Origin of the sequence: Micromonospora mirobrigensis, assembly GCF_900091555.1 — a bacterium.
GTDB classification, from domain to species: domain Bacteria; phylum Actinomycetota; class Actinomycetes; order Mycobacteriales; family Micromonosporaceae; genus Micromonospora; species Micromonospora mirobrigensis.
In genome coordinates, this window is record NZ_FMCX01000005.1 from 461053 (window position 1) to 476886 (window position 15834).

At 72.4% G+C, this 15834-nt stretch carries 16 protein-coding genes; 15 read left to right on the forward strand and 1 reads right to left on the reverse strand.

The features are described 5' to 3' along the window. Window positions 1–69: 69 nt before the first annotated feature. The 4 genes from aroB (at window position 70) to nusB (ending at window position 2939) form a co-directional block, all read left to right on the forward strand. Window positions 70–1146, forward strand: a complete 1077-nt coding sequence (gene aroB / locus GA0070564_RS19330) for a 3-dehydroquinate synthase (protein WP_091610398.1) — start codon at window positions 70–72, stop codon at window positions 1144–1146. Continuing rightward, on the forward strand, window positions 1143–1586 hold the full coding sequence (aroQ, locus tag GA0070564_RS19335) for a type II 3-dehydroquinate dehydratase (protein ID WP_091610115.1): 444 nt from the start codon (window positions 1143–1145) through the stop codon (window positions 1584–1586). Before aroB ends, aroQ begins: the two co-directional genes overlap by 4 nt. Before the next feature lie 361 nt (window positions 1587–1947). Continuing rightward, a complete protein-coding gene (gene efp, locus GA0070564_RS19340) occupies window positions 1948–2505 on the forward strand; it encodes an elongation factor P (protein ID WP_053655444.1) in 558 nt (185 codons plus the stop codon). Between the two features lie 23 nt (window positions 2506–2528). Next, the gene (gene nusB / locus GA0070564_RS19345) at window positions 2529–2939 is read left to right on the forward strand and encodes a transcription antitermination factor NusB (RefSeq protein WP_176730748.1); all 411 of its coding nucleotides are present in this window, start codon (window positions 2529–2531) and stop codon (window positions 2937–2939) included. A gap of 68 nt (window positions 2940–3007) precedes the next feature. Here the strand turns inward: nusB and bldD are convergent, their stop codons facing one another. Continuing rightward, window positions 3008–3496, reverse strand: coding sequence for a transcriptional regulator BldD (bldD, locus tag GA0070564_RS19350; protein ID WP_088970952.1), 489 nt, complete (start codon window positions 3494–3496; stop codon window positions 3008–3010). A gap of 289 nt (window positions 3497–3785) precedes the next feature. On the opposite strand from bldD, the gene pyrR reads away from it, so the two are divergent. The 11 genes from pyrR (at window position 3786) to rpoZ (ending at window position 15833) form a co-directional block, all read left to right on the forward strand. Beyond that, window positions 3786–4370: a bifunctional pyr operon transcriptional regulator/uracil phosphoribosyltransferase PyrR gene (gene pyrR / locus GA0070564_RS19355; RefSeq protein WP_091610119.1), complete on the forward strand. Its 585-nt coding sequence runs from the start codon at window positions 3786–3788 to the stop codon at window positions 4368–4370. After that, window positions 4367–5293, forward strand: a complete 927-nt coding sequence (locus tag GA0070564_RS19360) for an aspartate carbamoyltransferase catalytic subunit (protein WP_088970954.1) — start codon at window positions 4367–4369, stop codon at window positions 5291–5293. The genes pyrR and GA0070564_RS19360 overlap by 4 nt, the downstream gene beginning before the upstream one ends. Then, a complete protein-coding gene (locus tag GA0070564_RS19365; RefSeq protein ID WP_091610121.1) occupies window positions 5290–6567 on the forward strand; it encodes a dihydroorotase in 1278 nt (425 codons plus the stop codon). Before GA0070564_RS19360 ends, GA0070564_RS19365 begins: the two co-directional genes overlap by 4 nt. Window positions 6568–6626: 59 nt before the next feature. Further along, window positions 6627–7820 carry a glutamine-hydrolyzing carbamoyl-phosphate synthase small subunit gene (carA, locus tag GA0070564_RS19370; protein ID WP_091610123.1) on the forward strand — a complete coding sequence of 398 codons (1194 nt, stop codon included), beginning with the start codon at window positions 6627–6629 and terminating at the stop codon, window positions 7818–7820. Continuing rightward, complete coding sequence (carB, locus tag GA0070564_RS19375; protein WP_091610125.1) at window positions 7813–11160, forward strand: carbamoyl-phosphate synthase large subunit; 3348 nt, start codon at window positions 7813–7815, stop codon at window positions 11158–11160. The genes carA and carB overlap by 8 nt, the downstream gene beginning before the upstream one ends. Further along, window positions 11157–12197, forward strand: coding sequence for a quinone-dependent dihydroorotate dehydrogenase (locus GA0070564_RS19380; RefSeq protein ID WP_091610127.1), 1041 nt, complete (start codon window positions 11157–11159; stop codon window positions 12195–12197). The genes carB and GA0070564_RS19380 overlap by 4 nt, the downstream gene beginning before the upstream one ends. 107 nt (window positions 12198–12304) lie before the next feature. After that, window positions 12305–13579: an adenosylmethionine--8-amino-7-oxononanoate transaminase gene (locus GA0070564_RS19385; RefSeq protein WP_091610129.1), complete on the forward strand. Its 1275-nt coding sequence runs from the start codon at window positions 12305–12307 to the stop codon at window positions 13577–13579. A gap of 47 nt (window positions 13580–13626) precedes the next feature. After that, window positions 13627–14463 (forward strand): orotidine-5'-phosphate decarboxylase, encoded by an 837-nt coding sequence (gene pyrF, locus GA0070564_RS19390; protein ID WP_091610132.1) that lies wholly within the window; start codon window positions 13627–13629, stop codon window positions 14461–14463. Window positions 14464–14642: 179 nt separating this feature from the next. Further along, window positions 14643–14960, forward strand: coding sequence for an integration host factor, actinobacterial type (gene mihF / locus GA0070564_RS19395; RefSeq protein ID WP_088970961.1), 318 nt, complete (start codon window positions 14643–14645; stop codon window positions 14958–14960). 26 nt (window positions 14961–14986) lie between these two features. Continuing rightward, on the forward strand, window positions 14987–15520 hold the full coding sequence (locus GA0070564_RS19400; RefSeq protein WP_091610135.1) for a nucleoside/nucleotide kinase family protein: 534 nt from the start codon (window positions 14987–14989) through the stop codon (window positions 15518–15520). Between the two features lie 49 nt (window positions 15521–15569). Further along, window positions 15570–15833 (forward strand): DNA-directed RNA polymerase subunit omega, encoded by a 264-nt coding sequence (gene rpoZ / locus GA0070564_RS19405; RefSeq protein ID WP_007075826.1) that lies wholly within the window; start codon window positions 15570–15572, stop codon window positions 15831–15833. Window position 15834 lies beyond the last annotated feature (1 nt).

Consider the following 15834-nt stretch of genomic DNA (forward strand, 5'->3'; position numbering starts at 1 on the left):
ACCTGCGCGGCGCGCCAGCAGGTGGACAGCGCCCGCTCCGGCGGCCGGCGCTGCACTAGGCTGCCGGCGATGGACGAGGTGACCCGGATCCCGGTCGGCGGCGAGCGGCCTTACGACGTGCTGGTCGGACGCGATCTGCTCGACGAGGTGGTCGGGCTGCTGCCCGGCGCGACCCGGGTGGCGCTGCTGCACGCCCCGCCGCTGGCGAAGCTGGCCGACGCGGTCGCGACGCGGCTGCGTGCCGCGGGCGTGACGCCGCTGCTGATCGAGGTGCCCGACGCCGAGGCGGGTAAGCGGATCGAGGTGGCGGCCGACTGCTGGGACCGGCTGGGCGAGGCGGGGTTCACCCGTAACGACGCCGTGGTCGGGGTCGGTGGCGGCGCGGTGACCGACCTGGCGGGCTTCGTCGCGGCCTGCTGGCTGCGCGGGGTGCGCTGGGTCCCGGTGGCCACCTCACTGCTCGGCATGGTGGACGCGGCGGTGGGCGGCAAGACCGGCGTCAACACCGCCGCCGGCAAGAACCTGGTCGGCGCCTTCCACCCGCCGGCCGGGGTGGTCTGCGACCTCGCGACCCTGGACAGCCTGCCCCCGGTCGACCTGGCCGCCGGGCTGGCCGAGGTGGTCAAGTGCGGCTTCATCGCCGACCCGGTGATCCTGGACCTGGTCGAGGCGGACCCGGCCGCGGCGACCGACCCGGCCGGTCCGGTGACCCGGGAGCTGATCGAGCGGGCGATCCGGGTGAAGGCCGACGTGGTGGCGAGCGACCTGCACGAGTCGGGGCTGCGCGAGGTGTTGAACTACGGCCACACCCTGGCCCACGCCATCGAGAAGGTGGAGGGCTACCGCTGGCGTCACGGGCACGCGGTGGCCGTCGGCACGGTGTACGCGGGCACCCTGGCCCGGCTGGCCGGCCGGCTGGACGAGGCCACCGCGCGACGGCACCGCACCGTGCTGGCCGCGCTCGGGCTGCCGACCAGCTACCCGGCGCAGGCGTGGCCGCAGCTGCTGGCGGCGATGCGGGTGGACAAGAAGGCCCGGGGCAGCCGGTTGCGGTTCGTGGTGCTGGACGGGCTGGCCCGGCCGGCGATCCTGGACGGCCCGGACGACGAGTTGCTGGCCGAGGCCTACCGGGAGGTGGCCTCATGAGGGTGTACGTGCTGAACGGACCGAACCTGGGGCGGCTGGGCAGCCGGCAGGTCGACGTGTACGGCGTGACCAGCTACGCCGACCTGGCGGACATGTGCGCCGACGTCGGCGCGGAGCTGGGGCTGGACGTGGTGGTCCGGCAGACCGACGCCGAGCACGAGCTGATCGGGTGGCTGCACGCGGCGGCCGACGAGGGCGCCGCGGTGGTGCTCAACCCGGCCGCCTGGTCGCACTACTCGATCGCGGTGCGGGACGCCTGCGCGATGCTGCGCGGGCCGCTGGTCGAGGTGCACATCTCCAACATCCATGCCCGGGAGGAGTTCCGGCACCACTCGGTGGTCTCCGCGGTGGCGACCGGGGTGATCTGCGGGCTGGGCGTGGACGGCTACCGGCTGGCTCTGCACCACCTGGCGGCACGGCCGGCCAGCCAGGTCTCCTGAGCCTTCCGGGCACCGTGTCGTTGCGTGCCGTGCCGTCGGTTCGGGTATGCCGTCTGTCACACACGGTCACACTCGCGCGCCCGGCCGACGGCCCTACCCGCCGCTTTGCTCTGCTGCGGCCCACGCGACACCGCCAGGCACCAGCAGGGATCTGATCCGCGCGGAGGGCGGCCGGTCGGACCATGGGTCACCCCGGGTGACTGTTGCGTGGGTTGCAGCAGAGCAAAGGCGGGGGAGGGATGGGGCTGCGCGGCAGCCACCGCCGCCTCCTCTCCGGGGGACCACGGCGGGGGCGGATCGGGGTTCGACGCAGCTTGTAGACTTGTCAGGTCTGTCCGCCAATTGATGATCAAGGCAGGAAATGGCCTCCACCAACGACCTCAAGAACGGCCTGGTACTCAACCTCGACGGGGAGCTGTGGTCCGTCGTCGAGTTCCAGCACGTCAAGCCCGGTAAGGGTGGCGCCTTCGTGCGCACCACGCTGAAGAACGTGCTGTCCGGGAAGGTGGTCGACAAGACCTTCAACGCGGGCACCAAGGTCGAGACCGCCACCGTCGACAAGCGCACCATGCAATACCTGTACGCCGACGGCGAGGACTACGTCTTCATGGATCTGGAGACCTTCGACCAGATCACCGTCCCCGGCGGCACCGTCGGCGAGGCCGCCAACTACCTCCTCCCGGAGGCCGAGGCGACCGTCGCCACCCACGAGGGTGTGCCGCTCTACATCGAGCTGCCGACCTCGGTCGTGCTCGAGGTCACCTACACCGAGCCGGGCCTGCAGGGCGACCGGTCGACCGGTGGCAACAAGCCGGCCACCGTCGAGACCGGCGCGACCGTGCCGGTGCCGCTCTTCATCACCACCGGCGAGAAGATCAAGGTCGACACCCGCGACGGCCGTTACCTCGGCCGCGCCTGATGGCCGAGGCACCGAAGCAGCAGATGCCGGCGCGCCGCAAGGCGCGCAAGCGGGCGCTGGACGTGCTCTACGAGGCCGACCTGCGGGACCGTCCGCCAGTCGAGGTGCTGGCCGGCTACATCGAGCGGATCGAGAAGCCCCGCCCGGACCACCTGGGCTACGCGGTCAGCCTGGTCGAGGGCGTCGCCGCGCACCTGGACCGGATCGACGAGCTGCTGGGCAGCTACGCCGAGGGCTGGACGCTGGACCGGATGCCGGTGGTCGACCGGAATCTGGCCCGGATCGCGGTCTACGAGCTGCTCTACGTCGACGAGATCGACGACGCGGTGGCGATCAGCGAGGCGGTCGAGCTGGCCCGCCAGATGTCGACCGACGACTCGCCGCGCTTCCTCAACGGCCTGCTCGGCCGGATCGCGGAGTACGCCACCCGCTGACCGGTGAGCCGTAGCGACGACAAGGGGCCCGTGCCGACCGGCACGGGCCCCTTTCGGTACGCGGTGGATCAGGACGCGAAGAACGCCCGGGGGTCGGCGACCAGCACGCCGTGCTCGGTCAGCCGCTCGATCAGGCCCGACGGCGAGGCGTCGTAGACGATGGCCAGCGCGCGCAGGTCGTCGGCGCGGATGGAGAGCACCCGGCCGTTGTAGTCACCCCGCTGCTGCTGGATGGCGCGGGCGTACCGGGCGACGTAGGCCAGGTCCTCGGAGGCCTCGTCGTAGAGGCGCTCCAGGTCCAGCACGATCTTGCTGGTGGCCTCGTGACGCACGCCACTGCCGTCCGGCAGGAGCTCCGAGACGGGCACCCGGTAGAAGTCGGCCAGCTCGGCCAGGCGGGACACGGTGACGGCGCGGTCCCCGCGCTCGTACGAGCCGACCACCACGGCCTTCCAGCGCCCGTTCGACTTCTCCTCCACCCCCTGCAGGGACAGGCCCTGCTGCTGGCGGATGGAGCGCAGGCGGGCGCCCAGCGACTTGGCGTATTCAGAGGGCATTCGGACACTCCCAGTGCTGTGCTTTGGGGTTCTCCCAGCGATCGCTACGGAGCGTGACGGTACGGGGATTGCGACAACTGGTCAAGTGGCGCGGACCCGCCGGTTGCGGAGCGTGGGGGGAGTTGTCCCCATTTCACCGCCCTGATCCGGAGGTCAGTGCCGACGGCGGTCGACCCGGTGACCACTGGTAACGTGGCGTGAAGCCTCGGTCGGGCCGGACCCCGGACCGGCCGCAGGTGCCAGACGTCCTTTAACGACCCGTCCCGTGAGGCGGGGAAGGAGGTCCGCCGTGGCCTGCCCACCGGCTGCCCCGTCGTCGCCACCGCGACAACCCTCGGTGAAGGTGATCCTCGCCGCCACCGACGTGTCACGCGTGGTCGACCGCATCGCCCACCAGATCCTGGAGAAGACCCAGGGCGCCGCCGACACCGTGCTGCTCGGCATCCCCACCCGGGGCGCGCCGCTGGCGAAGCGGCTCGCCGCCCGGATCAGCACCTTCGAGGACGTGGCCGTCCCGGTCGGCGTGCTCGACATCACGCTCTACCGCGACGACCTGCGCCGGCACGCCACCCGCGCGATCGGTCCGACCCAGCTTCCGCCCGGCGGGATCGACGGCAAGCGGGTCGTCCTCGTCGACGACGTGCTCTTCTCGGGCCGGACCGTCCGGGCCGCGCTCGACGCCCTCAACGACCTCGGCCGCCCGGCCTCCGTGCAGCTCGCCGTCCTGGTCGACCGCGGGCACCGGCAGCTGCCGATCCGCGCCGACTACGTCGGCAAGAACATCCCCACCTCGCTCGCCGAGAGCGTGAAGGTCACCCTGGCCGAGACCGACGGCCTCGACGAGGTCAAGTTGTACGGGGGGACCCCCTCATGATCCGACACCTGCTCTCCGGCGCCGACCTGGACGCGGCCACCGCCACCCAGATCCTGGACACCGCCGCCGAGATGGCCACCGTCGCCGGTCGCGAGGTCAAGAAGCTCCCCGCGCTGCGCGGCCGGACCGTGGTCAACCTCTTCTACGAGGACTCCACCCGGACCCGGATCTCCTTCGAGGCCGCCGCCAAGCGGCTCTCCGCCGACGTGATCAACTTCTCGGCCAAGGGTTCCAGCGTGACCAAGGGCGAGAGCCTGAAGGACACCGCGCTCACCCTGCAGGCCATGGGCGCCGACGCGGTCGTCGTCCGACACCCCGCCTCCGGCGCGCCGCACCGGCTGGCCAACTGGGTGGACGGCTCCGTGGTCAACGCCGGCGACGGCACCCACGAGCACCCCACCCAGGCGCTGCTCGACGCGTACACGATGCGCTCCCGGCTGGGCCGGCTCGCCGGCCTGCACGTGGCGATCGTCGGCGACGTGCTGCACTCCCGGGTGGCCCGCTCGAACGTGCTGCTGCTGTCCACCCTCGGCGCCAAGGTCACCCTGGTCGGCCCGCCCACCCTCATCCCGGTGGACATCTCCGCCGCGCTCGCACCCGGCACCGACGTCTCCTACGACCTCGACACCGTTCTTCCGGGCGTGGACGTGGTGATGATGCTGCGGGTGCAGCGGGAACGGATGGGCGACTCCTACTTCCCCTCCGCCCGCGAGTACGCCCGCCGCTACGGCCTGGACGGCCCACGGCTGCGCCGGCTGCCGGAACACGCGATCGTCATGCACCCCGGCCCGATGAACCGGGGCATGGAGATCACGCCCGAGGTCGCCGACTCGCCGCGCTCCACCATCGTCGAACAGGTCGCCAACGGGGTCTCCGTGCGGATGGCCGTCCTCTATCTCCTGCTCGGGGGGAACAACCTGTGACCGCGTACCTGATCAAGAACGTGAGCGTCGTCGGCGCCGAGCCGACCGACCTGCTGATCCGCGACGGCGTCGTCGCGGAGACCGGCGTCGGCCTGGACGCGCCGGAGGCCACCGTGCTCGACGGCACCGGGCTGGTCGCCCTGCCCGGGCTGGTCGACCTGCACACCCACCTGCGCGAACCCGGCCGGGAGGACGCCGAGACCGTCGAGTCCGGCTCGCGGGCGGCGGCCCTCGGCGGCTACACGGCGGTCTGCGCGATGGCGAACACCTCGCCGGTCGCCGACACCGCGGGCGTCGTCGAGCAGGTCTGGCGACTCGGCCGCGAGGCCGGGCTGGTCGACGTGCAGCCGATCGGCGCGGTCACCGTCGGCCTGGCCGGTGAGCGCCTCGCCGAGCTCGGCGCGATGGCCGACTCCGCCGCCCGGGTCCGGATCTTCTCCGACGACGGGCACTGCGTCGCCGACCCGAAGCTGATGCGCCGGGCGCTGGAGTACGTCAAGGCGTTCGACGGGATCATCGCCCAGCACGCCGAGGAGCCCCGGCTCACCGAGGGCGCGCAGATGCACGAGGGCGAGGTCTCCACCCGACTCGGGCTGACCGGCTGGCCGGCCGTCGCCGAGGAGGCGATCATCGCCCGGGACGTGCTGCTCGCCGAGCACGTCGGCAGCCGGCTGCACGTCTGCCACGTCTCCACCGCCGGCAGCGTCGAGGTGCTCCGGCACGCCAAGGCGCGCGGGGTGAAGGTCACCGCCGAGGTCACCCCGCACCACCTGCTGCTCACCGACGAGAAGGCGGCCAGCTACGACCCGGTGTACAAGGTCAACCCGCCGCTGCGTACCGACGCCGACGTCGCCGCGCTGCGCGCGGCGCTGGCCGAGGGTGTGATCGACATCGTCGCCACCGACCACGCCCCGCACGCAGTGGAGGACAAGGAGTGCGAGTGGGCGTACGCCCGGCCGGGCATGCTCGGCCTGGAGACGGCCCTGTCGATCGCGCTGGACGTGCTGGGCCCGCAGTGGGACCTGATCGCCGAGCGGATGTCCCGCGCCCCGGCCCGGATCGCCGGCCTGGCGGGGCACGGCCTCGACCCGGCCCCCGGCGTCCCGGCCAACCTGACCCTGGTCGACCCGGCCGCCCGCCGCGTCATCGAGCCGGCGGAGCTGGCCAGTCGCAGTCGCAACACCCCGTACGCCCGCATGACGCTGCCGGGTCGCATCGTGGCGACCTTCCTGCGCGGCGAGCCGACGGTCCTGGACGGAAAGGCTGTCAGGTGAGCGCGAGGAGTGCAGCGAAGCGGAGCCCCGCAGTCGTGAACGAAAGGCCGGCACAGTAAATGGGAAAGCGTAGAGGCGCGATCCTCGTACTCGAGGACGGGCGGACGTTCCACGGCGAGGCGTACGGCAGCGTCGGGGAGACCTTCGGCGAGGCGGTCTTCAACACCGGCATGACCGGCTACCAGGAGACCCTGACCGACCCGTCCTACCACCGTCAGGTGGTGGTGCAGACCGCCCCGCACATCGGCAACACCGGCGTCAACGGCGAGGACGACGAGTCCGGCCGGATCTGGGTCGCCGGCTACGTGGTCCGCGACCCGGCCCGCATCGGCTCCAACTGGCGGGCCACCGGCGGGCTGGAGGACCGGCTGGCCGCCGAGGGCGTCGTCGGCATCGGCGGGGTGGACACCCGGGCGCTGACCCGGCACCTGCGCGAGCGGGGCGCCATGCGGGTCGGCATCTCCAGCGTCGACGACGACCCGCGCGCCCTGCTGGCCCGGGTCCGGCAGTCGCCGCAGATGGTCGGCGCGGACCTCTCCGCCCAGGTGAGCACCGCCGAGCCCTACGTCGTCGAGGCGCAGGGCGAGCACCGCTTCACGGTGGCCGCCCTGGACCTGGGCATCAAGCGCAACGTGCCGCGCCGGCTCGCCGCGCGCGGGGTCACCACCCACGTGCTGCCCGCCGGCTCCGGCATCGACGACCTGCTGGCCACCGGCGCGGACGCGGTCTTCTTCTCGCCCGGTCCGGGTGACCCGGCCACCGCCGACGGGCCGGTGGCGCTGGCCGAGGAGGTGCTGCGCCGGCGGATCCCCCTGTTCGGCATCTGCTTCGGCAGCCAGATCCTCGGCCGCGCGCTCGGCTTCGGCACCTACAAGCTGGGCTACGGCCACCGCGGCATCAACCAGCCGGTGCTCGACCGGGCCACCGGCAAGGTCGAGGTGACCAGCCACAACCACGGCTTCGCCGTGCAGGTGCCGGGGGCGCAGGCCGGGGCCGTCGTCCCCGACCAGGTGATCGACACCGGGTTCGGCGGCGTCCAGGTCAGTCACGTCTGCCTCAATGACAACGTGGTCGAGGGGCTGCGGGCGCTGGACGTGCCCGCCTTCACCGTGCAATACCACCCCGAGGCGGCGGCCGGCCCGCACGACGCGGACTACCTGTTCGACCGCTTCGCCGAGCTGATCGAGGGCCGTGCCCTCGACCAGCAGCCCAGTGAGGGCCGGACCCACAGCGAGGGGCGCACGAATGCCTAAGCGCGAGGATCTCAAGCACATCCTGGTGATCGGCTCCGGGCCGATCGTGATCGGACAGGCCTGCGAGTTCGACTACTCCGGCACCCAGGCCTGCCGGGTGCTGCGCAGCGAGGGGATCCGGGTCAGCCTGGTCAACTCCAACCCGGCGACGATCATGACCGACCCGGAGTTCGCCGACGCCACCTACGTCGAGCCGATCACCCCGGAGTTCGTCGAGCTGGTCATCGCCAAGGAGCGTCCCGACGCGCTGCTGCCCACCCTGGGTGGGCAGACCGCGCTGAACACCGCGGTCGCCCTGCACGAGGCGGGGGTGCTGGACAAGTACGGCGTCGAGCTGATCGGCGCCAACATCGAGGCGATCAACCGGGGCGAGGACCGCCAGCTGTTCAAGGACATCGTCGCCAAGGCCGGCGTACGTCTCGGCGTGGAGGAGCCGTCCGCGCTGACCCCGCGCTCGCGGGTCTGCCACTCGATGGACGAGGTCCGGGACACCGTCGCCGAGCTGGGCCTGCCGGTGGTGATCCGGCCGTCGTTCACCATGGGTGGCCTGGGCTCCGGCATGGCGCACACCGACGAGGACCTGGAGCGGATCGCCGGGTCGGGGCTGGCCGCCAGCCCGGTGCACGAGGTGCTCATCGAGGAGAGCGTCCTCGGCTGGAAGGAGTACGAGCTCGAGCTGATGCGCGACCGGCACGACAACGTCGTGGTGGTCTGCTCGATCGAGAACGTCGACCCGATGGGTGTGCACACCGGCGACAGCGTGACCGTCGCGCCGGCCATGACGCTGACCGACCGGGAGTACCAGAACCTGCGCGACCTCGGCATCGCCGTGCTGCGCGAGGTGGGGGTGGACACCGGCGGCTGCAACATCCAGTTCGCCGTCAACCCGGCCGACGGCCGGATCGTCGTGATCGAGATGAACCCGCGGGTCTCCCGTTCCTCGGCGCTGGCCTCGAAGGCGACCGGCTTCCCGATCGCCAAGATCGCGGCGAAGCTGGCCATCGGCTACACCCTGGACGAGATCCCCAACGACATCACCCTGAAGACCCCGGCGGCGTTCGAGCCGGTCCTGGACTACGTGGTGGTGAAGATCCCCCGGTTCGCGTTCGAGAAGTTCCCCGGCGCCGACCCGGAGCTGACCACCACGATGAAGTCGGTGGGCGAGGCGATGAGCCTGGGCCGCAACTTCACCGAGGCGCTGAACAAGGCCATGCGGTCGATGGAAACCAAATCATCTGGTTTCTGGACCGTCCCCGATCCCGAGGGCGCGACACGGGAGAACACCCTCGCCGCGCTGCGGATGCCGCACGACGGCCGGCTCTACGCCGTGGAGCGGGCGCTGCGGTTGGGCGCCTCGATCGCCGAGGTGGCCGAGGCGTCCGGCGGGATGGACCCCTGGTTCCTGGACCAGATCGCCGCGCTGGTCGAGCTGCGGGCCGAGATCGTGGACGCCCCGGTGCTCGACGCCGAGCTGCTGCGCCGGGCCAAGCGGGCCGGCCTGTCCGACCGGCAGCTGGCCGCGCTGCGCCCGGAGCTGGCCGCCGAGGACGGCGTGCGTACGCTGCGCCACCGGCTCGGGATCCGCCCGGTCTACAAGACGGTGGACACCTGCGCCGCCGAGTTCGAGGCGACCACCCCGTACCACTACTCCAGCTACGACTCGGAGACCGAGGTCGTCCCCTCGGACCGGCCGAAGGTGCTCATCCTCGGCTCTGGGCCGAACCGGATCGGGCAGGGCATCGAGTTCGACTACTCCTGCGTGCACGCCGTTCAAGCGCTGCGGGCGGTGGGCTACGAGACGGTGATGGTCAACTGCAACCCGGAGACCGTCTCCACCGACTACGACACCGCCGACCGGCTCTACTTCGAGCCGCTGACCTTCGAGGACGTGCTGGAGGCCTGGCACGCCGAGGACTCGTCCGGTCGGGCGGCCGGCGGCCCCGGCGTGGTCGGGGTGATCGTGCAGCTCGGCGGGCAGACCCCGCTGGGCCTGGCGCAGCGGCTGAAGAACGCCGGCGTCCCGGTGGTGGGCACCTCCCCGGAGTCGATCCACCTGGCCGAGGAGCGCGGCGCGTTCGGCGCGGTGCTGGCCCGGGCCGGCCTGCGCGCCCCGGCGCACGGCATGGCCACCTCGTACGACGAGGCGAAGGCGATCGCCGACGAGATCGGCTACCCGGTCCTGGTGCGGCCGTCGTACGTGCTGGGCGGTCGGGGCATGGAGATCGTCTACGACGACGCCACCCTGCGCGGCTACATCGGCCGGGCCACCGACATCTCGCCCGACCACCCGGTGCTGGTGGACCGCTTCCTCGACGACGCCATCGAGATCGACGTGGACGCGCTCTGCGACGCCGACGGCGAGGTCTACCTGGGTGGCGTGATGGAGCACATCGAGGAGGCCGGCATCCACTCCGGCGACTCGTCCTGCGCGCTGCCGCCGATCACCCTGGCCGGCTCGCACCTGACCGAGGTGCGCCGCTACACCGAGGCGATCGCCCGCGGGGTGGGCGTGAAGGGCCTGCTCAACGTCCAGTACGCGCTCAAGGACGACACGCTGTACGTGCTGGAGGCCAACCCGCGCGCCTCCCGGACGGTGCCGTTCGTCTCCAAGGCCACGGCGGTGCCGCTGGCCAAGGCGGCGGCCCGGATCGCGCTCGGCGCCACCATCGCCGAACTGCGCGCCGAGGGGCTGCTCCCGGCGAGCGGCGACGGCGGCACGATGCCGGCGGACGCGCCGATCGCGGTGAAGGAGGCGGTGCTGCCGTTCAAGCGGTTCCGCACCCCGTCGGGCAAGGGCATCGACTCGCTGCTCGGCCCGGAGATGAAGTCCACCGGTGAGGTGATGGGCATCGACACCAGTTTCGGTCACGCCTTCGCCAAGTCGCAGTCCGCCGCGTACGGGTCGCTGCCGACCGCCGGGAAGATCTTCGTCTCGGTGGCCAACCGGGACAAGCGTGGGATGATCTTCCCGATCAAGCGCCTCGCCGACCTGGGCTTCGAGATCGTCGCCACCACCGGGACGGCGGAGGTGCTGCGCCGGCACGGCATCGCGTGCGAGCAGATCCGCAAGCACTACCAGTCGGGTGAGGGGGAGGACGCGGTCTCGCTGATCCTCGGCGGTGACGTGGCCCTGGTGGTCAACACCCCGCAGGGCTCCGGCGCCAGCGCCCGCTCCGACGGGTACGAGATCCGCAGCGCGGCCGTGACCGCGGACATCCCGTGCATCACCACGGTGCCGGGTGCGGCGGCCGCGGTGATGGGCATCGAGGCCCGGATCCGGGGCGACATGCGGGTCCGTCCGCTCCAGGACCTGCACGCCTCGCTGCGGGCCGCCCAGTGATCTTCGAACGGGTGGTGCGGCCCCGGCTCTTCGCCCTCGGCGGCGGGGACGCCGAGGAGGCGCACGAGTGGACGCTGCGGCGGCTGGCCGTGCTCTCCGGCCGGCCGGCCGCGTTGGCGGCGTTGCGGGCCCGCTACTTCCAGCGGGCCCCGCGCACGGTGTTCGGCGTGGAGTTCCCCAACCCGGTCGGCCTGGCCGCCGGGATGGACAAGAACGGCGTCGCCCTGGCGGCCTGGCCGGCGCTCGGCTTCGGTTTCGTCGAGGTGGGCACGGTCACCGCGCACGCCCAGCCGGGCAACCCCCGGCCGCGGCTGTTCCGGCTGCGCGACAGCGAGGCCGTGGTGAACCGGATGGGCTTCAACAACGCCGGCGCGGAGGCGCTCGCCGCGCGGCTGTCGGCGCTGCCCCGCCCGATCGGGGTGCCGCTGGGCATCTCGCTCGGCAAGTCCAAGGTGACCCCGCTGGAGCAGGCGGTCGAGGACTACCTCGCCTCCTACCGCGCGCTGCGGGAGCACGGTGACTACTTCGCGGTCAACGTCTCCTCGCCGAACACCCCGGGCCTGCGGTCGCTTCAGGACCGGTCGCACCTGGACGCCCTGTTGGCCGCGCTGGTGGGGGAGAAGCCGGTGCTGGTGAAGATCGCCCCGGACCTCACCGAGCCGGCCATCGCCGAGCTGCTGCAGGTCTGCCTGGACCGGGGCGCGGCCGGGGTGATCGCCACGAACACCACGCTGGCCCGGGACGGGCTCGCCCCGGTCGACCGGGAGATCGGCGCGCAGGCCGGCGGCCTCTCCGGCCGGCCGCTGGCGGCCCGGTCCCGGGAGGTGGTCTCCTTCGTGCACCGGGAGACCGGCGGCCGGCTGCCGGTCATCGGCGTCGGCGGCATCCTCGACCCCGACGACGCCGCCCGGATGCTCGACGCCGGGGCCAGCCTGGTCCAGCTCTACACCGGCTTCATCTACCGCGGTCCGGCCCTGGTGCGTTCGGCCGTCCGGGCGACGGGCCGGACGGTGGTACCGGCGGCCGCACGGCGGTGACCCGGGAGCCGGACAGGTCCGCGGGGGAGAGGCCCGTCCGGCCGTCCGGGCCGCGCCCGCTGCGCGGGCCGGGCCCGCCGCCCGCCCGACGACATGAAGGAGACCCGATGACCCCCGAGGAGATTCTGGCCGGGGACCGGGCGCACGTCTGGCATCCGTACGCGACGCTGCCGCCGGGCAGCCCGCCGTACGTCGTGGACAGCGCGCAGGGGGTACGACTGCGGCTGGCCGACGGTCGGGAGCTGGTGGACGGGATGTCGTCCTGGTGGGCGGCGATCCACGGCTACCGCCACCCGGTGCTCGACGCGGCCGTGGTCGACCAGCTCGGCCGGATGAGCCACGTGATGTTCGGCGGGCTCACCCACGAGCCCGCCGTCCGGCTGGCCCGGACCCTGGTCGAGCTGACCCCGGCGGGCCTGGAGCACGTCTTCCTGGCCGACTCCGGCTCGGTCAGCGTCGAGGTGGCGGTCAAGATGTGCCTGCAGTACCAGCGGGCCGTCGGACGCCCGGAGCGCCGCCGGCTCGGCACCTGGCGGGGTGGCTACCACGGTGACACCTTCCACCCGATGAGCGTCTGTGACCCCGAGGGCGGGATGCACCACCTCTGGGGCGACGTGCTGCCCCGGCAGGTCTTCGCCCCGGTCCCGCCGGGCGGCTTCGACGACGAGCCGGACCCGGCGTACCTGGCGGCGCTGACCGACACGGTGCGCCGGCACGCCGACGAGCTGGCCGCGGTGATCGTCGAGCCGGTGGTGCAGGGCGCCGGCGGGATGCGCTTCCACCACCCGGGATACCTGCGGGCGCTGCGCGAGGTGACCCGGGAACACGGGATCCTGCTGATCTTCGACGAGATCGCCACCGGCTTCGGTCGTACCGGGCGGATGTTCGCCGCCGAGCACGCCGGGGTGACCCCGGACGTGCTCTGCGTGGGCAAGGCGCTGACCGGTGGTTACCTGACCCTGGCGGCCACCCTGTGCGCCCCGGAGGTGGCCGAGGGCATCTCCGCCGGTGGGGTGCTCGCGCACGGCCCGACCTTCATGGGCAACCCGCTGGCCTGCGCGGTCGCCAACGCCTCGCTGGACCTGCTGCGCGCCGGCGACTGGGCGGCCGAGGTGGCCCGGGTGGGCGCCGGGCTGCGGGCCGGTCTGGAGCCGCTGCGTGCGGCCCCCGGGGTCGCCGACGTACGTGTGCTCGGCGCGATCGGGGTGGTGCAGCTCGACCACGAGGTGGACCTGCCCCGGGCCACGGCCGCCGCGGTGGCCCAGGGGGTCTGGTTGCGCCCCTTCCGGGACCTGGTGTACGCCATGCCGCCCTACGTCACCGACGACGCCGACGTGGCCCGGATCGCGGCGGGGATCGCCGCCGCCGTCGAGGCCGGCTGACCGAGCACCGGCCACCACCGCACCGCAACGAGGAGTGAGGGACGTTCATGGAGAGTTTCGGGGCCCGGCTGCACCGGGCGGTCACCGAGCGGGGTCCGCTCTGCGTCGGCATCGATCCGCATCCGGGTCTGCTGGCCCGGTGGGGGCTGACCGACGACGTCCGGGGGCTCGACCGGTTCAGCCGGACGGTGGTCGAGGCGATCGGCGACCGGGTTGCGGTGGTCAAGCCCCAGTCGGCCTTTTTCGAGCGGTTCGGGGCCCGCGGAGTGGAAATTCTTGAGTCAACTATCCGACAGTTACGCGATGCCGGAGCCCTCGTTCTGCTTGACGTGAAACGCGGCGACATCGGGTCGACCGTCGCCGCGTACGCCGCCGCGTACCTCGATCCGGCCAGCCCGCTGTACGCCGACGCGGTGACCGCCAGTCCTTACCTCGGCGTCGGTTCGCTGGCCCCGATGTTCGACCTCGCCGCCACGCACGGCGGCGGCGTCTTCGTCCTGGCGCTCACCTCGAACCCGGAGGGCGCCGCGGTCCAGCACGCCCGCGCGGCCGACGGACGCACCGTCGCGCAGACCGTCATCGACGAGATCTCGCAGCTCAACCGCGGTGCGGAGCCGCTCGGCAGCTTCGGTCTGGTGGTCGGTGCGACCATCGGCGACACCGGGCACGACCTCTCCGGGGTGAACGGTCCGCTGCTGGCCCCGGGGCTGGGTGCGCAGGGTGCGACGGCGGCGGACCTCCGTACCGTCTTCGGCACCAGCCTCTCGTCGGTGCTGCCGTCGTACTCCCGGGAGGTATTGAACGCGGGCCCCGACACCGGTGCCCTGCGGGCCGCCACGGACCGGGTGCTGGCCGAGTGCCGCGCCGCCGTGACCGCCTCCTGACTGACTGATGGGTCGGTCACTTTCTGTTGATCATGGCGCGCCCACGTTGCCGAAAGCTCCGATGACCGCTAGTTTTCCCCGCGCTGGGAACCACGGACCCCTTTGGTTGCCAGCGACACCACGTTTCACAGATGCGGCGGCGCGTCCGGCCCGTCGCGATAGGGACCTGAGGAGAACTGGTGCCGCTCCCGTCACTGACCCCTGAGCAGCGCGCTGCCGCGCTCGAGAAGGCCGCGGAGATCCGCAAGGCCCGTGCTGAGCTGAAGGAGCAGCTCAAGCAGGGCAAGACCACCCTGGCCGCCGTCCTGGACCGGGCCGAGTCCGACGACGTCGTCGGCAAGCTCAAGGTTTCGGCCGTGCTCCAGGCGATGCCGGGTATCGGCAAGATCCGGGCCACCCAGATCATGGAGAAGCTCAAGATCGCCGACAGCCGTCGCCTGCGTGGCCTGGGCGAGCAGCAGCGCAAGGCGCTGCTTGGAGAGTTCGCCGCCAACTGAGCTGCGGCTACGTGTAGAAACAAGCAGTGAGCACGGATGGTGGGGCGCGCCCGGCGGCTCGGCTCACCGTCCTGAGCGGACCGTCAGGTACGGGTCGGGACGGTGTGGTCGGGTTGGTCCGGGCGCGTCTGCCGTCGGTGTGGGTGCCGGTGCCGGCCACCACCCGGCCGGCCGGCCCCGGCGAGTCCGAGGGCGTGGACCGGCACTTCGTCGACGCGCGCGACTTCGACCGGATGGTCGCCGCCGGGCAGCTGCTGGAGTGGACCCGGATCGGGCCGTACCGCCGGGGCGTGCCCCGGGAGCCGGTGCGGAGCCGGCTGGCCGCCGGGCAGCCGGTGCTGCTGCCGCTCGACCTTCCCGGCGCGCTGGCGCTGCGCGCGGCGGTGCCCGACGCCCGGCTGATCCTGCTCCTGCCCCCCGGGCACCGGCCGGACCCGACGGTCACGGCCGCCGCCGCACACACCGTCCGTCACGACCACACCGGGCGGGCCGTTGCCGAGCTGGTAGGCTTGCTCGGTTATTCCTTGCTGGCCCCGGCCCAGCCGCCGTCGCGCGGTTGAAGGGATCGGGCCGCGTTCGCGCGGTTACTTCAGACGCAGAGGTTCATTCGTGGGATCCATCGCCAACCCCGAAGGCATCACCAACCCGCCGATCGACGAGCTCCTCGAGAAGACCACCTCGAAGTACGCGCTGGTCATCTTCGCCGCCAAGCGCGCCCGCCAGGTCAACGCCTACTACAGCCAGCTCGGTGAGGGCCTGCTGGAGTACGTCGGCCCGCTGGTGGAGACCACCCCGCAGGAGAAGCCGCTCTCGATCGCCATGCGGGAGATCAACGCCGGTCTGCTCACCGCCGAGCCGACCGACCAGCCGTAAC